This window comes from Streptomyces tsukubensis, assembly GCF_003932715.1.
GTDB classification, from domain to species: domain Bacteria; phylum Actinomycetota; class Actinomycetes; order Streptomycetales; family Streptomycetaceae; genus Streptomyces; species Streptomyces tsukubensis.
On record NZ_CP020700.1, the window covers coordinates 6,954,947 to 6,970,449 of the forward strand.

Annotated in this window: 12 protein-coding genes; 6 read left to right on the forward strand and 6 right to left on the reverse strand. The window is 71.3% G+C overall.

What is annotated here, in order from left to right:
* Positions 1 to 39 precede the first annotated feature (39 nt).
* Positions 40 to 2,535 (reverse strand): ThuA domain-containing protein, encoded by a 2,496-nt coding sequence (locus B7R87_RS28945; RefSeq protein ID WP_006345468.1) that lies wholly within the window; start codon positions 2,533 to 2,535, stop codon positions 40 to 42.
* Positions 2,536 to 2,854: 319 nt separating this feature from the next.
* Here B7R87_RS28945 and B7R87_RS28950 point away from each other — a divergent pair, with 319 nt between their 5' ends.
* The 3 genes from B7R87_RS28950 (at position 2,855) to B7R87_RS28960 (ending at position 5,085) form a co-directional block, all read left to right on the forward strand.
* The gene (locus B7R87_RS28950) at positions 2,855 to 3,823 is read left to right on the forward strand and encodes a multicopper oxidase domain-containing protein (protein ID WP_130584734.1); all 969 of its coding nucleotides are present in this window, start codon (positions 2,855 to 2,857) and stop codon (positions 3,821 to 3,823) included.
* A gap of 113 nt (positions 3,824 to 3,936) precedes the next feature.
* Entirely contained in the window at positions 3,937 to 4,728 is a 792-nt protein-coding gene (locus B7R87_RS28955; protein WP_006345466.1) for a VOC family protein, read from the forward strand.
* A 105-nt stretch (positions 4,729 to 4,833) separates the two neighbouring features.
* Positions 4,834 to 5,085 carry a WhiB family transcriptional regulator gene (locus B7R87_RS28960; protein ID WP_006345465.1) on the forward strand — a complete coding sequence of 84 codons (252 nt, stop codon included), beginning with the start codon at positions 4,834 to 4,836 and terminating at the stop codon, positions 5,083 to 5,085.
* Positions 5,086 to 5,134: 49 nt separating this feature from the next.
* Here B7R87_RS28960 and B7R87_RS28965 read toward each other — a convergent pair whose 3' ends face one another.
* The 5 genes from B7R87_RS28965 to B7R87_RS28985 all read right to left on the reverse strand — a co-directional run bounded on the left by B7R87_RS28965 (position 5,135) and on the right by B7R87_RS28985 (position 11,761).
* A complete protein-coding gene (locus B7R87_RS28965) occupies positions 5,135 to 6,109 on the reverse strand; it encodes an acyl-ACP desaturase (RefSeq protein WP_130584735.1) in 975 nt (324 codons plus the stop codon).
* A 203-nt stretch (positions 6,110 to 6,312) separates the two neighbouring features.
* Positions 6,313 to 8,718, reverse strand: a complete 2,406-nt coding sequence (locus B7R87_RS28970) for an ATP-binding cassette domain-containing protein (RefSeq protein ID WP_006345463.1) — start codon at positions 8,716 to 8,718, stop codon at positions 6,313 to 6,315.
* 152 nt (positions 8,719 to 8,870) lie between these two features.
* On the reverse strand, positions 8,871 to 10,526 hold the full coding sequence (locus B7R87_RS28975) for an ABC-F family ATP-binding cassette domain-containing protein (RefSeq protein WP_006345462.1): 1,656 nt from the start codon (positions 10,524 to 10,526) through the stop codon (positions 8,871 to 8,873).
* A 359-nt stretch (positions 10,527 to 10,885) separates the two neighbouring features.
* Complete coding sequence (gene ssgD, locus B7R87_RS28980; RefSeq protein WP_006345461.1) at positions 10,886 to 11,308, reverse strand: spore wall synthesis regulator SsgD; 423 nt, start codon at positions 11,306 to 11,308, stop codon at positions 10,886 to 10,888.
* Positions 11,309 to 11,461: 153 nt separating this feature from the next.
* On the reverse strand, positions 11,462 to 11,761 hold the full coding sequence (locus B7R87_RS28985; protein WP_006345459.1) for a YciI family protein: 300 nt from the start codon (positions 11,759 to 11,761) through the stop codon (positions 11,462 to 11,464).
* Positions 11,762 to 12,066: 305 nt separating this feature from the next.
* Between B7R87_RS28985 and B7R87_RS28990 the strand changes: the two genes are divergently transcribed.
* From B7R87_RS28990 to B7R87_RS29000, 3 genes are all read left to right on the forward strand, one after another.
* The gene (locus B7R87_RS28990; protein ID WP_006345458.1) at positions 12,067 to 12,765 is read left to right on the forward strand and encodes an endonuclease V; all 699 of its coding nucleotides are present in this window, start codon (positions 12,067 to 12,069) and stop codon (positions 12,763 to 12,765) included.
* A 161-nt stretch (positions 12,766 to 12,926) separates the two neighbouring features.
* Positions 12,927 to 14,153, forward strand: coding sequence for a CaiB/BaiF CoA transferase family protein (locus tag B7R87_RS28995; protein WP_006345457.1), 1,227 nt, complete (start codon positions 12,927 to 12,929; stop codon positions 14,151 to 14,153).
* 114 nt (positions 14,154 to 14,267) lie between these two features.
* A complete protein-coding gene (locus B7R87_RS29000) occupies positions 14,268 to 15,488 on the forward strand; it encodes an acetyl-CoA C-acetyltransferase (protein ID WP_006345456.1) in 1,221 nt (406 codons plus the stop codon).
* Positions 15,489 to 15,503 lie beyond the last annotated feature (15 nt).

The following is a 15,503-nucleotide window of genomic DNA, read 5'->3' on the forward strand; positions in this document are numbered from 1 at the left end:
CGGCCGTGCCGCGTCTTCCCTTGGTGTTCCGCAGGATTCTCACCGTGCCGCCTTCCGTGCCAGCCGGTCCGCGGGCGGGGTCGCCTCGCCGCCCTTGTAGGTGATCTGCCAGAGCGCCGAGCGCGCGTCGGAGGTGAAGAAGCCGCGCCCGTAGTCGAGGACGTACAGCGAACCGTCCGGTGCGAACTTCCAGTCCATGAGGTTGCGGATGCCGTTCGCCCCGACCGGGACGATCTTCTTCAGGGATTCGGCGTGCACCGGGATCCCGCCCCGGCCCACGGTCTTCGGGTCGGTCAGAACGGCGTGCCGCGGCTGGTCGCCGTCGTAGAAGTCGCCGACGAACCACTTGCCGTCCCAGTACGAAGGCCACTTCACCGCGGAGCCGCTCGCCGCGTCGTAGCGGTAGACCGGGCCCGTCATGGTCGCCTGGGCGCCGCCCTTGAGCCACGGCATCAGCAGCTTCTGCTCTTCGAGCTTGTAGCTGGGCACCCCGTTCGCGTCCCTCGGGAAGTCCGGTCCGCCGCCCTGCGGCGCGTACCAGATGGTGTTCGGGGTGACCGGCGGCAGATTCACCAGACCGTCGTTGTTCGGGGACTCGTTCTTCGGGGCCGCACAGTCGTACCAGCCGAGCGGTTTCGCCGGATCGACGGGCCCGCGGTCGCGGTAGGGCTGGTTGTTGCCCATGCAGAACGGCCAGCCGTGGTTGCCCGCCTTGGTGATCGCGGCGAAGGTGTCGTACTTCGCCGGGCCCCAGGTCGTGGACGGCGCTCCGGCGTCCGGGCCGACCCAGCCCGCGTACAGGACGTCCGTCTTCCGGTCGACGAAGATCCGCGACGGGTTGCGGACGCCCATCACATAGATCTCGCCGCGGGTCTTTCCGCCGCCCTCGGCCGTCTCGTCACCGGTGAAGAGATTGCCCGCGGGGACCGTGTACGTGCCGTCGGGCTTCGGTTTGATCCGCAGGATCTTGCCGTTGAGGTTGTTGGTGTTGCCGGAGGTGCGGCGCGCGTCCGCGAAGGAGACGCCCTTGTAGTTCGGCTGCGGGTTGTTCCCCGAGTAGCCGTCGCTGAACCGCGAGGAGTTGTTGTCCCCGGTGGCGATGTAGAGGTTGCCCTTCGAGTCCCAGGCCATCCCGCCGCCCGAGTGGCAGCAGCTGTGGATCTGGACGGGCCACTCCAGCAGCACCTTCTCACTGGCGAGGTCCAGTCGGCGGGTGGTGGAGTCGTAGACGAAGCGGGAGACCCGGCGGTCCGCCATCCGCGTTTCGCGGTTGATGTCGGAGTGGGGCGTGTAGTGCAGATACACCCAGCCGTTGGACGAGAACCGCGGGTCCAGCTCGATACCGAGCAGCCCCTCCTCGTTCTTGATCAGCTCGTCGCCGCCGCCCTTGTTGCCGAAGACGCTCAGCGCACCGGCCAGGGTGGTCTGCCGGGTCCTCGGGTCGTAGACGTGGATCTCGCCGTTGCCCTTGCCGATGTCCGGGTTGTTCCAGTCGGTCACCACCGGCCGGGTGCTGTCGGCGCCGCCGCGGCCGATGTAGAACACCGTGCCGTCGGGGGCGGTGACCAGGCCGTGGGGCTCGCCGATCTGGTCGTTCTGCCCGGGCTGGTTGGGCTTGGTGACCCGCTCGGCCGTGTAGTTGGCAGTGATGGTGGCCTTGCAGTCGGCGCGGGAGAGGCGGGACGTCCAGGCCAGGGCGCCGCGCAGATGGTCGCGGAAGTCGGTCTCGGAGAAGCTGTCGACCGTACCGCCCATCCCGGTGTAGAAGGACCGGCCGCCGTCGTAGTCGCGGCACCAGGAGACCGGATGGTCCCAGCCGTTGGGCTTCGCGGCCGGGGTGATCGAACTCTCCTTGAGCCGGGCCACGGTGTGCACACTGCCCGAGGGGTTGACCGACCAGTTGAACCACTTGTCCGGCCGCTTCCACTCCAGCGGCAGGGACGCGGTCGCCGGATGCTGCCGGTCGCCCACCTCGACCACGGCCCGCTGCACGGAGCTGGGCGCACCGGTGGGCCGGGCCCCGATCAGCCCGGTGAACCAGTCGGAGTACGGTTCCGTACGCGCCGCGTCATGGACGCCGAGGAAACCGCCCCCGGCCTCCATGAACGTCTCCAGGCCCGCTTCCTGCTCCGGGTCCAGGACATCGCCGCCGCCGGTCAGGAACACGACCGCGTTGAACTTCCCGAGCCGGGCGGCATCGGTGAACACGGCGGGTTCGTCGGTGGCCTCGGTGGCGAACCGGCCCGCCGCCGGACCGGTGAGACCGATCGTCTCCACCGCCCGGATGCCGGCGTCGACGAGCGGGGACTCCGCGGACGCCGAACCGTGGAAGACCAGGACCCGGACGTTCTTGCCGCCCGGTGGTGAAGGGAGGGACATCGTTGTCGCCCGGGGTTCCGGCGGAGTGCCGGCGGAGGCGGTGTCCACCCCGGTGAGCAGGGACGCGGTGAGGGCGCCGACCCCGAGGGCCGCCGCGAGGGCGCCCCGGAAGGCGCCGGTTCGGGATCTTGACCGGTGATGTGGTGCGCGCTGCATGGGGTCACCCACTCCTCTGTGGTCATGACAACAGCCGACAGCAGCCGACGACAGCAAAGGAAGCTAGACCTCTTTTCGCGGTTCGCCAATAGGTATGACCGCGAAAGAACGAACTTTGTCCTGAGTGTGGATAAACAAAGATCCTCGGGCTACCGTATGGCCGTCCCCCGGCGATGCCGTGCGCCCCGTTCGGGCATCCCACCGGTCCCCTCACGGCGTTTCCCGGCTGTTCCCGGTGTTCCCGGGCGTCCTGGGTGTCCCAGGCGCCCCGGCGTCCCCAGTGTTCCCAGGCGTTCCCCGGCAGAGCGGAGAGTGCGGCATGGACAGACGGAGCTTCAACCGACGAGTACTGGCCGGCAGTGCGGCCGCGGCCGGGGTCACCGCGGTCCCCCTCGCCACGGGCGGCACCCCGGCCCAGGCCCGGCCGCTGGCCGCGCTCCCGCCCCGGACCGCCCCCGCCGGGGGCAAGGTGCGCCATATGAAGCTCTACGCCGAGAAACTGGCAGACGGTCAGCTGGGGTACGGCCTGGAGAAGGGCAAGGCCACCATCCCCGGTCCGATGATCGAACTGAACGAGGGCGACACCCTCCACATCGAGTTCGAGAACCTCATGGACATCCCCGTCAGCCTCCATGTCCACGGCGTCGACTACGACATCAACAACGACGGCACCCGGCTCAGCCGCAGCCATGTGGAGCCCGGTGCCACCCGCACGTACACCTGGCGCACCCATGCCCCGGGCCGCCGCGCCGACGGCACCTGGCGCGAGGGCAGCGCCGGCTACTGGCACTACCACGACCACGTCGTCGGTACGGACCACGGCACCGGCGGCATCCGCAAGGGGCTCTACGGGCCCGTCGTCGTCCGGCGCAAGGGCGACATCCTGCCCGACAAGCAGTTCACCGTGGTCTTCAACGATATGACCATCAACAACAAGCCGGGCCACACCGGCCCGGACTTCCGGGCGACCGTGGGCGACCGGGTGGAGATCGTCATGATCACCCACGGCGAGTACTACCACACGTTCCATATCCACGGTCATCGCTGGGCGGACAACCGCACCGGCCTGCTGACCGGGGCGAACGACCCCAGCCGGATCGTCGACAACAAGATCACCGGCCCCGCGGACTCCTTCGGCCTCCAGATCATCGCGGGGGAGGGAGTGGGCGCGGGCGCCTGGATGTACCACTGCCATGTCCAGAGCCACTCGGACATGGGCATGGCGGGCCTGCTGCTCATCGCCAAACCCGACGGCACGATCCCCGGCTACGACCCACCGCACCACTGATCCTCCCGCCCGCCGGTGTGCTCCGGAGGCGGGCGGCACCGGATGCGGGGGCCCGGGAGCGGCGGGAGACTGGGGACGTGGGGGACCGTCCGACGCGCGGAAGGCGGAGCACCATGCTCAGCACGGATTACGTCCCCGGTTCACCCGTGTGGCTGGACCTCGGCACCCCCGATATCGACGCCGCCGCCCGGTTCTACGGCACCGTCTTCGGCTGGGCCTTCCAGCCGGGCGGACCGGAGGTCGGCGGTTACGGGCTCTTCCAGTCCGGCGGGAAGACCGTCGCCGGAGGCATGACCATCGCGCCCGAACAGGGCCCCACCGCCTGGAACATCTACTTCCAGACCCCCGACGCCAATGCCACGGCCGCCGTGGTCCGCGACGGCGGCGGCACCGTGCTCGCGGAGCCGATGGACGTGATGGAGCTGGGCCGGATGGCGCTCTTCACCGATCCGCAGGACGCCCCCTTCGCCGTCTGGCAGCCCGGCACCAACAAGGGACTGGACACGGTCAACGCCCCCAACACCCTGTTCTGGGTGGAGCTGAACACCTCGGACGTGCCCGGCGCGCTCGGCTTCTACTCGGAGGTCTTCGGCTGGGGAACCACGTCGATGCCGATGCCCGGCGGCGACGGCGCCGCGTACACGATGATCCATCCCGCCCGGAAGACGCCCGACGACATGTTCGGCGGGATCGCCCCGCTCGGCGACGAAGGGGTCCTGGACCGGCCGTGCTGGCAGCCGTACTTCTTCACCGAGGACTGCGATGCCACCGCGGCCAAGGCGACCGAAGCGGGCGGTACGGTACGGCTGGCGCCCGCCGATATGGAGGGCATCGGGCGCTTCGCCAATATCGCCGACCCGGCGGGCGCACAGTTCTTCGTGATGACGCCGTCGCCCCGGGAGTGACCGCCCTCCCCGGGCCGACCCCTCCGACCAGGCACTTTGCCGCCGGTGGCGCCTGTTGATGCGTCGTTGATCAGGCGTTTATCGCGATACGCGACGGTGGTCGGCATGCAGAACACCACCATCGCCGTCGTCGAGGACCTCTCCTGGCAGGAGACGGCCCTCTGCGCCCAGACCGGCCCCGAGTTCTTCTTCCCGGCCCCCGGCTCCTCGACCCGTGAGGCCAAGCAGCTCTGCCGCGCGTGCCCCGGGCGGGTCGCCTGTCTGGAGTACGCGCTGGAGCACGACGAGAAGTTCGGGGTCTGGGGCGGGCTCTCCGAGCAGGAGCGGCACCGGCTGAAGTCGGGGCGGGCGGCCTGATCCGCAAGAAACTCCCTCGCCGCCCGCCCCGGGTGTCCGGCGGGGCGGGTCAGCCGGCGGCGCGGGCCGCCAGCCGGGCGCGGCGCGCGGCGAGCTTCTCGTCGAACTTCGTCGCCTCCGCGTTCAGCCCGCCCATGTAGAGACCCAGCTCCTCCTGGGCCTTCAGCCCGTCCGGACCCAGGTCGCCGATCTCCAGCACCCTCAGGAAGCGCAGCACCGGCGCCAGTACGTCGTCGTGGTGGATCCGCAGGTTGTAGATCCCGCCGATCGCCATCTGGGCGGCGGCCCGCTCGAAGCCGGGGATGCCGTGGCCGGGCATCCGGAAGTCGACCACCACGTCGCGTACGGCCTGCATGGTCAGGTCCGGCGCCAGCTCGAACGCCGCGCTGAGCAGATTCCGGTAGAAGACCATGTGGAGGTTCTCGTCGGTGGCGATCCGGGCGAGCATCCGGTCGCAGACGGGGTCGCCCGACTGATGGCCGGTATTGCGGTGGGAGACCCGGGTGGCCAGCTCCTGGAAGGCGACGTACGCCACGGAGTGCAGCATCGAGTGGCGGTTGTCGGACTCGAAGCCCTCCGACATATGCGACATCCGGAAGGCTTCCAGCTTGTCCGGGTCGACGGCGCGGGACGTGAGCAGGTAGTCGCGCATCACGATGCCGTGCCGGCCCTCCTCCGCGGTCCAGCGGTGCACCCAGGTGCCCCAGGCGCCGTCGCGGCCGAAGAGGCTGGCGATCTCATGGTGGTAGCTGGGGAGGTTGTCCTCGGTGAGCAGGTTCACCACCAGCGCGATCCGGCCTATGTCGGTGACCTTCGACTGCTCGGGCTCCCAGGCCACACCGTCCTCGAAGAGGCCCGGGAAGTTGCGGCCGTCGCCGAACGGCACATACTCGTGGGGCATCCAGTCCTTGGCGGCCTTCAGATGGCGGTTCAGCTCCTTCTCGACCACCTCTTCGAGCGCGAACAGCAGCCGGGCGTCGGTCCACGCTTCCGAACTGCCGAGGTGGGGAGAGGTGATGGTCACGGGTGCTCCAGGGGACGGGAGAGAAGCCTGTGCGGGCAGACGATACCTACGGATTCGTAGGTTACGAGACCGTAGGTTAAGGGTGGGGTAAGCCTTCCACCAAGCCCGCTCCGGACCAAGCCGCTCACGTTCGGTGATATCCGCAGGTAAAAGGGGTTGTAACAGGGTTTCTCCGGGGGAACCGGAGAGCCATGTCACGTATCTCACGGGCGTGGCGGACCCTCCGGAAGGGCCGGGAGGCCCTCCGGACAGGCCCCGCCGCCACCCCGCCCGGGGGGCTGGCCGATCCCCGGATCCCGGCGGAGGAACTCGGCCGTGAACGACTTCGGATGGGCCAGCAGTTGGGCCGGGGTCCCCTCGAAGACCAGCTCCCCGCCGTGCTTCCCGCCGTCCGGCCCGAGGTCCACGACCCAGTCCGCCCGCTTGACCACATCGGTGTTGTGCTCCACGCAGATCACCGTGTTCCCGGCGTCGACCAGCCGGTCCAGCAGGGTGACGAGGGTGCCGACATCCGCCATGTGCAGTCCCGTCGTCGGCTCGTCCAGGACGTACACACTGCCCGTCCGGTGCAGTTGAGTGGCGAGTTTCAGCCGCTGCCGCTCGCCGCCGGAGAGCGTGCTCAGCGGCTGTCCCAGGGCGAGGTAGCCCAGCCCCACCTCGTCGAGCGCGGCGAGCCTGGGCAGCATCTGCGCCTCGCCCTCGAAGAACGCCGAGGCCTCCGCCGCCGTCATCCCGAGGACGTCGACGATCGACCGGCCGCGCACCCGGTGGGCCAGGACGTGGTTCTGGAACCGCCTGCCGCCGCACGTCCGGCATACGGTGGTCACCGGGTCCATGAACGCCAGATCGGTCTGGATGACGCCCCGGCCCGAACACTCCCGGCACGCGCCCGACGAGTTGAAGCTGAACAGGCCGGGATCCACCCCGTTCTCCCGGGCGAAGATCCTGCGGACGCTGTCCATGAGCCCCAGGTAGGACGCGGGTGTGGAGCGTACGGAAGCGGTGATCGCCCCCTGGTCGATCACGACGGCCTCGGGGTGGGCGGCGGTGAACACCTCCGACACCAGGGTCGACTTGCCCGAACCGGCGACGCCGGTGACGGCCGTCAGCACCCCGGCCGGGAACCCTACGTCGATGCCCTTGAGGTTGTGGCGGTCGGCCGCCGTCACCGCAAGCCGGCCCGTGGGCGTCCGGAACGTCTCCTTCAGGGGGGTGCGGCGGCGCAGACAACGCCCGGTGAGGGTGTCGGCCCGCCGCAGCCCATCGAACGGGCCTTCGTAGACCACCCGCCCGCCCTCGGTGCCCGCACCCGGGCCCATATCGACGATATGGTCCGCGATCGCCATCACATCGGGGTCGTGCTCCACCACCAGGACCGTGTTGCCGCGGTCGCGCAGCCGGACGAGCAGATCGTTGAGCCGGCCCACGTCACGGGGGTGCAGTCCCACGCTCGGTTCGTCGAAGACGAAGGTCAGCCCGGTGAGGGAGCTGCCGAGATGGCGCACCATCTTCAGCCGCTGGCCCTCCCCGCCGGAGAGGGTGGTGGTCTCGCGGTCCAGGGAGAGATAGCCGAGGCCGATCCCCACCAGCCGCTCCAGCTTCTCCCGGGCCGCGGCCGCCACCGGCGCGGCCACCGGATCGTCGATCCGGCGCAGCACCCCGATCAGATCGGCCACCTCCATCCGGGTCCAGTCGGTGATGGTCAGACCGTCGATCCGGGACGCCCGCGCCGCCGCGTTCAGCCGGGCGCCCCCGCATTCCGGGCAGGGCCGCTTGACGGTGAACCGGTCGGCCGCCTCCCGCCGCTTCTCGGACAGGGTCCCCGTATCGCGTTTGAGGAAGAGCCGGGTGAAGCGGTTGACGATCCCCTCGAACTTCATGTCGGCGGAGCCCGTCTTCAACTCCAGCCGCACGGAGAAACCGCTGCCGTGGAGGAGCAGCTCGCGCTCTTCGGGGGTGTACGCGTCCAGGGGTTTCGCGGTGTCGAAGCGGCCGGACTCCGCATACAGCTTCCACTCCCAGGAACCCACGGAGAGCCCGGGCAGCAGCAGGGCGCCCTCGTCCAGCGACTTCGTCCAGTCGACCGCCCGCTCGACGTCCAGCGCGACCGTCCGGCCGAGCCCGTCGCAGACCGGGCACATTCCGGTGGGGTCGTTGAAGGAGTACGCGGTCGCCGGACCGGCGGCCGGGGTGCTGTGGCGGGAGAACAGCACCCGGAGGACGGAGTAGATGTCCGTCATCGTGCCGACGGTGGAACGGGCGTTGCCGCCCAGCGGTTTCTGGTCCACCACGATCGCCACGGACAGCTCGTCCATCCCGTCGGCGAGCGGCCGCTCGTACTTGGGCAGCCGGTTGCGGACGAAGGAGCTGAACGTCTCGTTGAGCTGGCGCTGCGACTCCACCGCGATGGTGTCGAAGACGACCGAGGACTTTCCGGAGCCCGAGACGCCGGTGAAGACGGTGATCTTGTTCTTGGGCAGGGTGAGGGAGACGTCGCGGAGGTTGTTCTCGCGGGCGCCGGTGATGACGATCGCGCCGCCGCCGGACCCGGGGGACGCGGGCGTACGGGTTTCGGGCGCAGGGAACTCAGGCGTACGGATCTCAGGCATACGGCCGACGCTAGACACCAATCCGGACAGTTTCCGTCGGGATTTCCGTCGGGATTTCCGGCGCGGCTCCCGGGCAGTGCCGTCCCACCGGCGCGCGAGAAACCCGGGCGGGCAGCCGGAAGGCCGCCCGCCCGGAAGCCGCGCCGGGCGCCCTACTCCCGGGGCTGCGGTGCCCGCAGCTCGCCGCTGCGCACATCCTCCGGATCGACGTCGTACAGCCCGCCGTCCAGCAGCAGCCAGCGGGTGATCCCGATCGACTCCAGGAACGGTACGTCGTGACCGGCGACGATCAGCGCCCCCTCGTACGCCTCCAGCGCCGCCGTCAGCTTCCGGACGCTCACCATGTCCAGATTGTTCGTCGGCTCGTCGAGCAGCAGCAACTGCGGTGCCGGCTCGGCCAGCAGCAGCGAGGCCAGCGCCGCCCGGAACCGCTCCCCGCCCGACAGGGTCCCCACCGGCTGGTCCGCCCGCGCCCCCTTGAAGAGGAAGCGGGCGAGCCGGGCCCTGATCCGGTTGACGGTCGCGGAGGGCGCCACCCGGGCCACGTTCTCGACGATGCTCAGCCCGTCGTCGAGCACATCCAGCGTCTGCGGCAGGAACCGCAGCGGAACCAGGGTCTCCGCCTCGCCTTCGACCGGGGCCAGTTCGCCCGCGATCGTCCGCAGCAGGGTCGTCTTTCCCGCACCGTTCCGCCCCACCAGGGCGATCCGCTCCGGCCCCCGGATGTCGAACTCGCCGCGCACCTCGGCGCCGTACCGCAGCCGCAGCTCCTTCAGCCGCAGCACCTCACGGCCCGGATGGACCGTGGTGTACGGCAGCTCGATGCGGATCTCGTCGTCGTCGCGGACCGCCTCCAGTGCCTCGTCCAGCCGCTCCCTGGCCCCGGCGAGCCGTTCGGCGTGCACCGCCCGGTGCTTTCCGGCGGACTGCTGGGCCGCGCCCTTGAGCGTGTTCGCCACGACCTTCGGCACCCGCTTCTCCACCTGCGCCTTGTGCGCGTACCGGCGCCGCTTCGCCAGCTTCGACTGCGCGTCGATCAGCTCGCGCTTCTGCCGCCGGACATCCGCCTCGGCGACCCGGACCATCCGCTCGGCCGCCTCCTGCTCGGCGGCGACGGCCTCCTCGTACGCCGTGTAGTTCCCGCCGTACCAGGCGACCTCGCCGTCGCGCAGATCCGCGATTTGGTCGACCAGCTCCAGCAGCTCCCGGTCATGGCTGACCACGACCATCACCCCGGACCAGCCGGCGACCGCGTCGTACAGCCGCCGTCTGGCGTACCGGTCGAGGTTGTTCGTCGGCTCGTCGAGCAGCAGGACGTCGGGCCCGGCCAGCAGCAGGGCGGCGAGCTTCAGCAGGACGCCCTCGCCGCCGGAGACCTCACCGATCGTGCGGTCGAGCCCGATCCGGCCCAGTCCGAGCCGGTCCAGCGCCGCCCGGGCCCGCTCCTCGACGTCCCAGTCGTCGCCGACCGCGGCGAAGTGCCGTTCGTCGGTGTCGCCGCTTTCGATGGCGTGCAGCGCGGCACGGGGGGCGGCGATGCCCAGCACCTCGTCCACCCGCAGCCCGGTGTCGAGGGTCAGATTCTGCGGCAGCCGGCCGATTTCACCGACCGCGCGGACGGTGCCGCTCGCGGGGGTCAGCTCGCCGGACAGCAGCTTCAGCAGGGTGGACTTCCCGGAGCCGTTGAGCCCGATCAGCCCGGTGCGGCCGGGGCCGACCGCGAGCTGGAAGCCGTCGAACACCGGAGTGCCGTCCGGCCAGGAGAACGCGAGGTCGGTGCAGCTGAGATGGGTGGAAGCAGTAGTCATGGGGTCTCCTGTCGCAGAGGGTGCAAGCGGGCAACGGGAGAGACACCGGGTACGACGAAGGGGGAACGCGCCGGAAGAAAGGGCGGGATCATCCGCGGGCGCGCCGCAGCAGCGGTCGCGGAAGGCCCGCAGGAGGGAGGGAGAAGGGTCCCGGCCCGGAAGAACGGCTCGAACGCCGAGGTCGCACGCGGAACGCCCGGCGTCGTGGACGACGGGGGCGGACGGTGTCTCGGACCTCAGACCTTCAACGTTCTACTCCGATCGGTGGCGACAGGGACAGTACGACCGTAGCTCCGGGCGCGGCGGTCGGTCAACGGATTAAAACGGCGGGCGGGAAGCCCGCGGCCGGCCGCGCCGGGTCAGCGGGCGTCGCGCAGCAGCCGGACCAGATCGTCGTCCAGGTCCAGATAGCGGGACTCCTGCCCGGACGGCACCACCCCCTGGACCCGGTCGAGGAACCGCCGCACCTCCGCGGTGCGGACATGGACGACGGCCACGCCCTCGGGCGCATGGAACTCGACGACCGTGCGGTCGTAGCCGTACGGCCGGATCCGGACGTCACCGTCCCCCGCGGGCCGGTCCAGACCCGCGGTCAGCAGCTCCCGCGCGAACGCCCAGGCCAGATCGGTCCCCTCCAGCGTCGCATCGGCCGGGAACGCCATCCGTACGGCGTACGGATCGCCGGTCTCGTAGCGCAGCAGCGCCCGCACGGGCTCCGCCCGGGGCGCCGACGCCACGATCCTGGCGTCGACGGGCTGCTCGATGACGGTGGCTGTGGACATGGTCCCCCCTGCTCCTGCACGCGCGGCCCGCGGACGCCCTCTGACACCCGGAAGGACGTGGGGACCGGTGCTCCGGGTGCACTGCCGGGGTGCGTGACCTGCATCACTGCCGACGGGGGGAGGCGGGAGGGAAGCGGAACCGGAGCCGGACCGTCAGTTCAGCGGCTGCTGCCGGTAGGGCGCCAGTTCCGGAGCCGTACGCGTGGCGGTGAACTCGGTGATCCGGTACGCGCACACGCCACCGGCCGTGAACGGATCGGCCGCCACCAGCTCCTCCATCCGGGCCCGGTCGTCGCCCACGGCCAGGATGATCCCGCCGTCCCGGGGGTTCTTCCGCCCGGACGCGATGAACACGCCCTCATCGAAGAGCCGGTCCACCCAGGCGATATGGGCGTCCATCAGCGCGTCGGCCCGCTCCAGCGGTGCGGTGTAGGTCAGCTCCAGTACGAACATGGCCGCCAGGCTACGACACCCGCGGCACGCCTCCCCGGGCGGCGGGAGCCGGTCGCCCGTGGACGACGTGTTCCGCCCGGCCCGATCCGGCCGCGGGGACGCGAAAGGTCCACTGCGCCGGGCGCGCGGTACCGGATCCGGCCGTCCCGGCCGCCGTCCGGCGGCCGGGACGAGCCGCCGGGGCCTCGGATACGGATGTGGTGTGCGCGGGCCACCGGTTACGGCCGATGCCGCCCGGAGTCCGGGGGCGGTCCTCCGGACGACCCGTCCTCCCGCAGGCGTCCCGCTGCGTAGGGTGGGCCGGCATGATGCTGATCGACATCCCCGACGGCTGGCCGCGCGACGAAGCGGGGGCCCGCGCCGTGCAGGACGGGCTCCGCGGCCGTGTGATCGCCGGTGAACCCGGCCCGCCCGTCGGCACGGGCCGGGTGACCGGGGTGGACGTGGCCTACGACGACGAGCGCGACCTCGTCGCCGCCGCGGCCGTCACCCTCGACGCCGCCACGCTCGACGTCGTGGCCCGGGCGACCGCAGTGGGGCGCGTCGCCTTCCCGTACGTCCCCGGGCTGCTCGCCTTCCGTGAACTCCCCGCGGTCCTCGCCGCGCTGGAGGATCTGGGCACCCCGCCCGGCCTCGTCGTCTGCGACGGCTACGGACTGGCCCATCCGCGGCGCTTCGGGCTCGCCAGCCATCTGGGCGTCCTCACCGGACTCCGGACGATCGGCGTCGCCAAGAACCCGTTCGTGTTCCGCCACGACGACCCCGGACCGCAGCGGGGCGCGACCGCGCCGCTGACGGACGGCGACGGCGAGGAGGTCGGCCGCGCCCTGCGGACCCGGACGGACGTGAAACCCGTGTACGTCTCCGTGGGCCACCGCACCGGGCTCGACGCGGCCTGCGCCCACACCCTCCACCTCACCCCGCGCTACCGCGTCCCCGAGACGACCCGCCTCGCGGACCGCCTCTGCCGCGACGCCCTGGCGGCGGCCGTACGGTCCCTCTGACACTGCCGGACCGCGTACCCCGCACCGGCTCCGCGCGCGGGCGCGTCGACCGGCCCGGTGAATCCTCCCGGCCGCTCCGGACAAACCCTTGTCCGGGGTGGAACACGTTCTTACCATCACTGGTGTTACATCAGTTGTGTCACATCAATGCTGGGAGTCCGATGACACCGCCGCCGATTCCGACGCCGACACCGGACACCGGCCCGGAAACCGGCCCGCACACCGGTCCGTCCACCGGGCCGCTCGCCGGGGTACGCGTCGTCGAACTCGCCGGTATCGGCCCCGGCCCGTTCGCCGCCATGGTCCTCGCGGACCTCGGCGCCGACGTCGTCAGGGTCGACCGGCCCGGCGGTGCCGGGCTCGCCATCGACCCCGCGTACGACCTCACCAACCGCAACAAGCGCTCCGTGCTGATCGACCTCAAGGCGGACGGCGGCGCCGGGGCCGTACTCGACCTGGTCGAACGGGCCGACGTGCTCATCGAGGGCTACCGGCCCGGAGTCGCCGAGCGGCTCGGGGTCGGCCCCGACGCCTGTCTGGCCCGCAACCCCCGGCTGGTGTACGGGCGGATGACCGGCTGGGGCCAGGACGGGCCGCTTGCCGACCGGGCGGGCCACGACATCGGCTACATCGCCGTCACCGGCACCCTCGGCATGATCGGCCGCGCCGAGGAGGCGCCCGCCGTCCCGGCCAACCTCGTCGGTGACTACGCGGGCGGTTCCCTCTACCTCGTCATCGGCGTCCTCGCGGCCCTCCAGCACGCCCGCGCCGAGGGCGGCCGCGGCCAAGTCGTCGACGCGGCCGTCGTCGACGGCGCGGCCCATCTGGCCACGATGATCCACGGCATGATGGCCGCGGGCGGCTGGCAGGACCGCCGCGGCGCCAACCTCCTCGACGGCGGCTGCCCCTTCTACGGCTGCTACGAGACCGCCGACGGGCAGTACATGGCCGTCGGCGCCCTGGAACAGCGTTTCTACAACGAGTTCGTCCGGCTCCTCGGACTCCCCGACGACGCCCCCGCCCGGAAGGAGTTCGACCGCTGGGACGAGCTGCGGGCCGCCGTCGCCGCCCGCTTCAAACAGCGGACCCGCGCCGAATGGACGGAGGTCTTCGAAGGCAGCGACGCCTGCGTCGCCCCGGTGCTCTCGCTGCGCGAGGCCCCCGCGCACCCCCAGCTCGCCGCCCGCGGCACCTTCGTGGAGCATGCCGGGATCACCCAGCCGGCCCCCGCGCCCCGTTTCTCCGCGACCCCCGGCGCGGTACGGAGCGGACCGGCGCTGCCGGGCGCCGACACGGAGTCCGTGGCCCGGGACTGGGGCCTGCCCGCCCACTCCGTACCGGCAGCCGGGCCGGAAGCACCCGAAGCGCCAGGACCCACCACGGGCTGAGCACCCCGCAGCCGTACGGTACGACCGTCCCCGCCCGCCCCACCGGCGCGAGAGCGCGCCGACCGCCCGGGACACCGGCCACCGGCGTCCCGCCGCTTCCGAAAGGCAGTCGTCTTGAGCACCGAAGCGTATGTGTACGACGCGATCCGCACCCCGCGCGGGCGCGGCAAGGCCAACGGCGCCCTGCACGGCACCAAGCCGATCGACCTCGTCACCGGCCTGATCGGGGCCCTGCGCGACCGCCATCCGGAGCTCGACCCGGCCGCCGTCGACGACATCGTGCTCGGCGTCGTCGGCCCGGTCGGTGACCAGGGCTCCGACATCGCCCGGATCGCGGCGATCGCGGCCGGGCTGCCGGACACCGTCGCCGGGGTCCAGGAGAACCGCTTCTGCGCCTCCGGTCTGGAAGCCGTCAACATGGCCGCGGCGAAGATCCGTTCGGGCTGGGAGGATCTGGTGCTCGCCGGGGGCGTCGAGTCCATGTCCCGGGTCCCGATGGCCTCCGACGGCGGCGCCTGGTTCGCCGACCCGATGACCAACCACACCGTCGGCTTCGTCCCGCAGGGCATCGGCGCCGATCTCATCGCCACCATCGAGGGCTTCTCCCGCCGCGACGTCGACGAGTACGCGGCGCTCTCCCAGGAGCGGGCCGCCGCCGCGTGGAAGGACGGCCGCTTCGACCGCTCCGTGGTCCCCGTCCGCGACCGCAACGGACTGCTCGTCCTCGACCGGGACGAGCACATGCGCCCCGGCACCACCGCCGACTCCCTCGCCGCCCTCAAACCCGCCTTCGCGGGCATCGGAGACCTCGGCGGCTTCGACGCCGTCGCCCTCCAGAAGTACCACTGGGTCGAGAAGATCGACCATGTGCACCACGCGGGCAACTCCTCCGGCATCGTCGACGGCGCGGCACTCGTCGCCATCGGCACCCGGGAGATCGGTGAGCGGTACGGGCTGACGCCCCGCGCCCGGATCGTCTCCGCCGCGGTCTCCGGCTCCGAGCCGACCATCATGCTCACCGGACCCGCGCCCGCCACCCGCAAGGCCCTCGCCCGCGCCGGACTGACCATCGACGACATCGACCTCGTCGAGATCAACGAGGCCTTCGCGGGCGTCGTCCTGCGCTTCGCCCGGGACATGGACCTCTCCCTCGACCGGATCAACGTCAACGGCGGGGCGATCGCCATGGGGCATCCGCTGGGCGCCACCGGTGCGATGATCCTCGGCACCCTCGTCGACGAGCTGGAACGCCAGGACAAGCGGTACGGCCTGGTGACGCTCTGCGTCGGCGGCGGGATGGGCATCGCCACCGTCGTCGAACGCGTCACCGCCTGATCCGCCGCCCCTTCC

Coding starts and splice junctions, on each gene's coding strand:
- B7R87_RS28945 (WP_006345468.1), bottom strand. CDS start 2,535: ATGCAGCGCGCACCACATCACCGGTCAAGATCCCGAACCGGCGCCTTC.
- B7R87_RS28950 (WP_130584734.1), top strand. CDS start 2,855: ATGGACAGACGGAGCTTCAACCGACGAGTACTGGCCGGCAGTGCGGCC.
- B7R87_RS28955 (WP_006345466.1), top strand. CDS start 3,937: ATGCTCAGCACGGATTACGTCCCCGGTTCACCCGTGTGGCTGGACCTC.
- B7R87_RS28960 (WP_006345465.1), top strand. CDS start 4,834: ATGCAGAACACCACCATCGCCGTCGTCGAGGACCTCTCCTGGCAGGAG.
- B7R87_RS28970 (WP_006345463.1), bottom strand. CDS start 8,718: ATGCCTGAGATCCGTACGCCTGAGTTCCCTGCGCCCGAAACCCGTACG.
- B7R87_RS28975 (WP_006345462.1), bottom strand. CDS start 10,526: ATGACTACTGCTTCCACCCATCTCAGCTGCACCGACCTCGCGTTCTCC.
- ssgD (WP_006345461.1), bottom strand. CDS start 11,308: ATGTCCACAGCCACCGTCATCGAGCAGCCCGTCGACGCCAGGATCGTG.
- B7R87_RS28985 (WP_006345459.1), bottom strand. CDS start 11,761: ATGTTCGTACTGGAGCTGACCTACACCGCACCGCTGGAGCGGGCCGAC.
- B7R87_RS28990 (WP_006345458.1), top strand. CDS start 12,067: ATGATGCTGATCGACATCCCCGACGGCTGGCCGCGCGACGAAGCGGGG.
- B7R87_RS28995 (WP_006345457.1), top strand. CDS start 12,927: ATGACACCGCCGCCGATTCCGACGCCGACACCGGACACCGGCCCGGAA.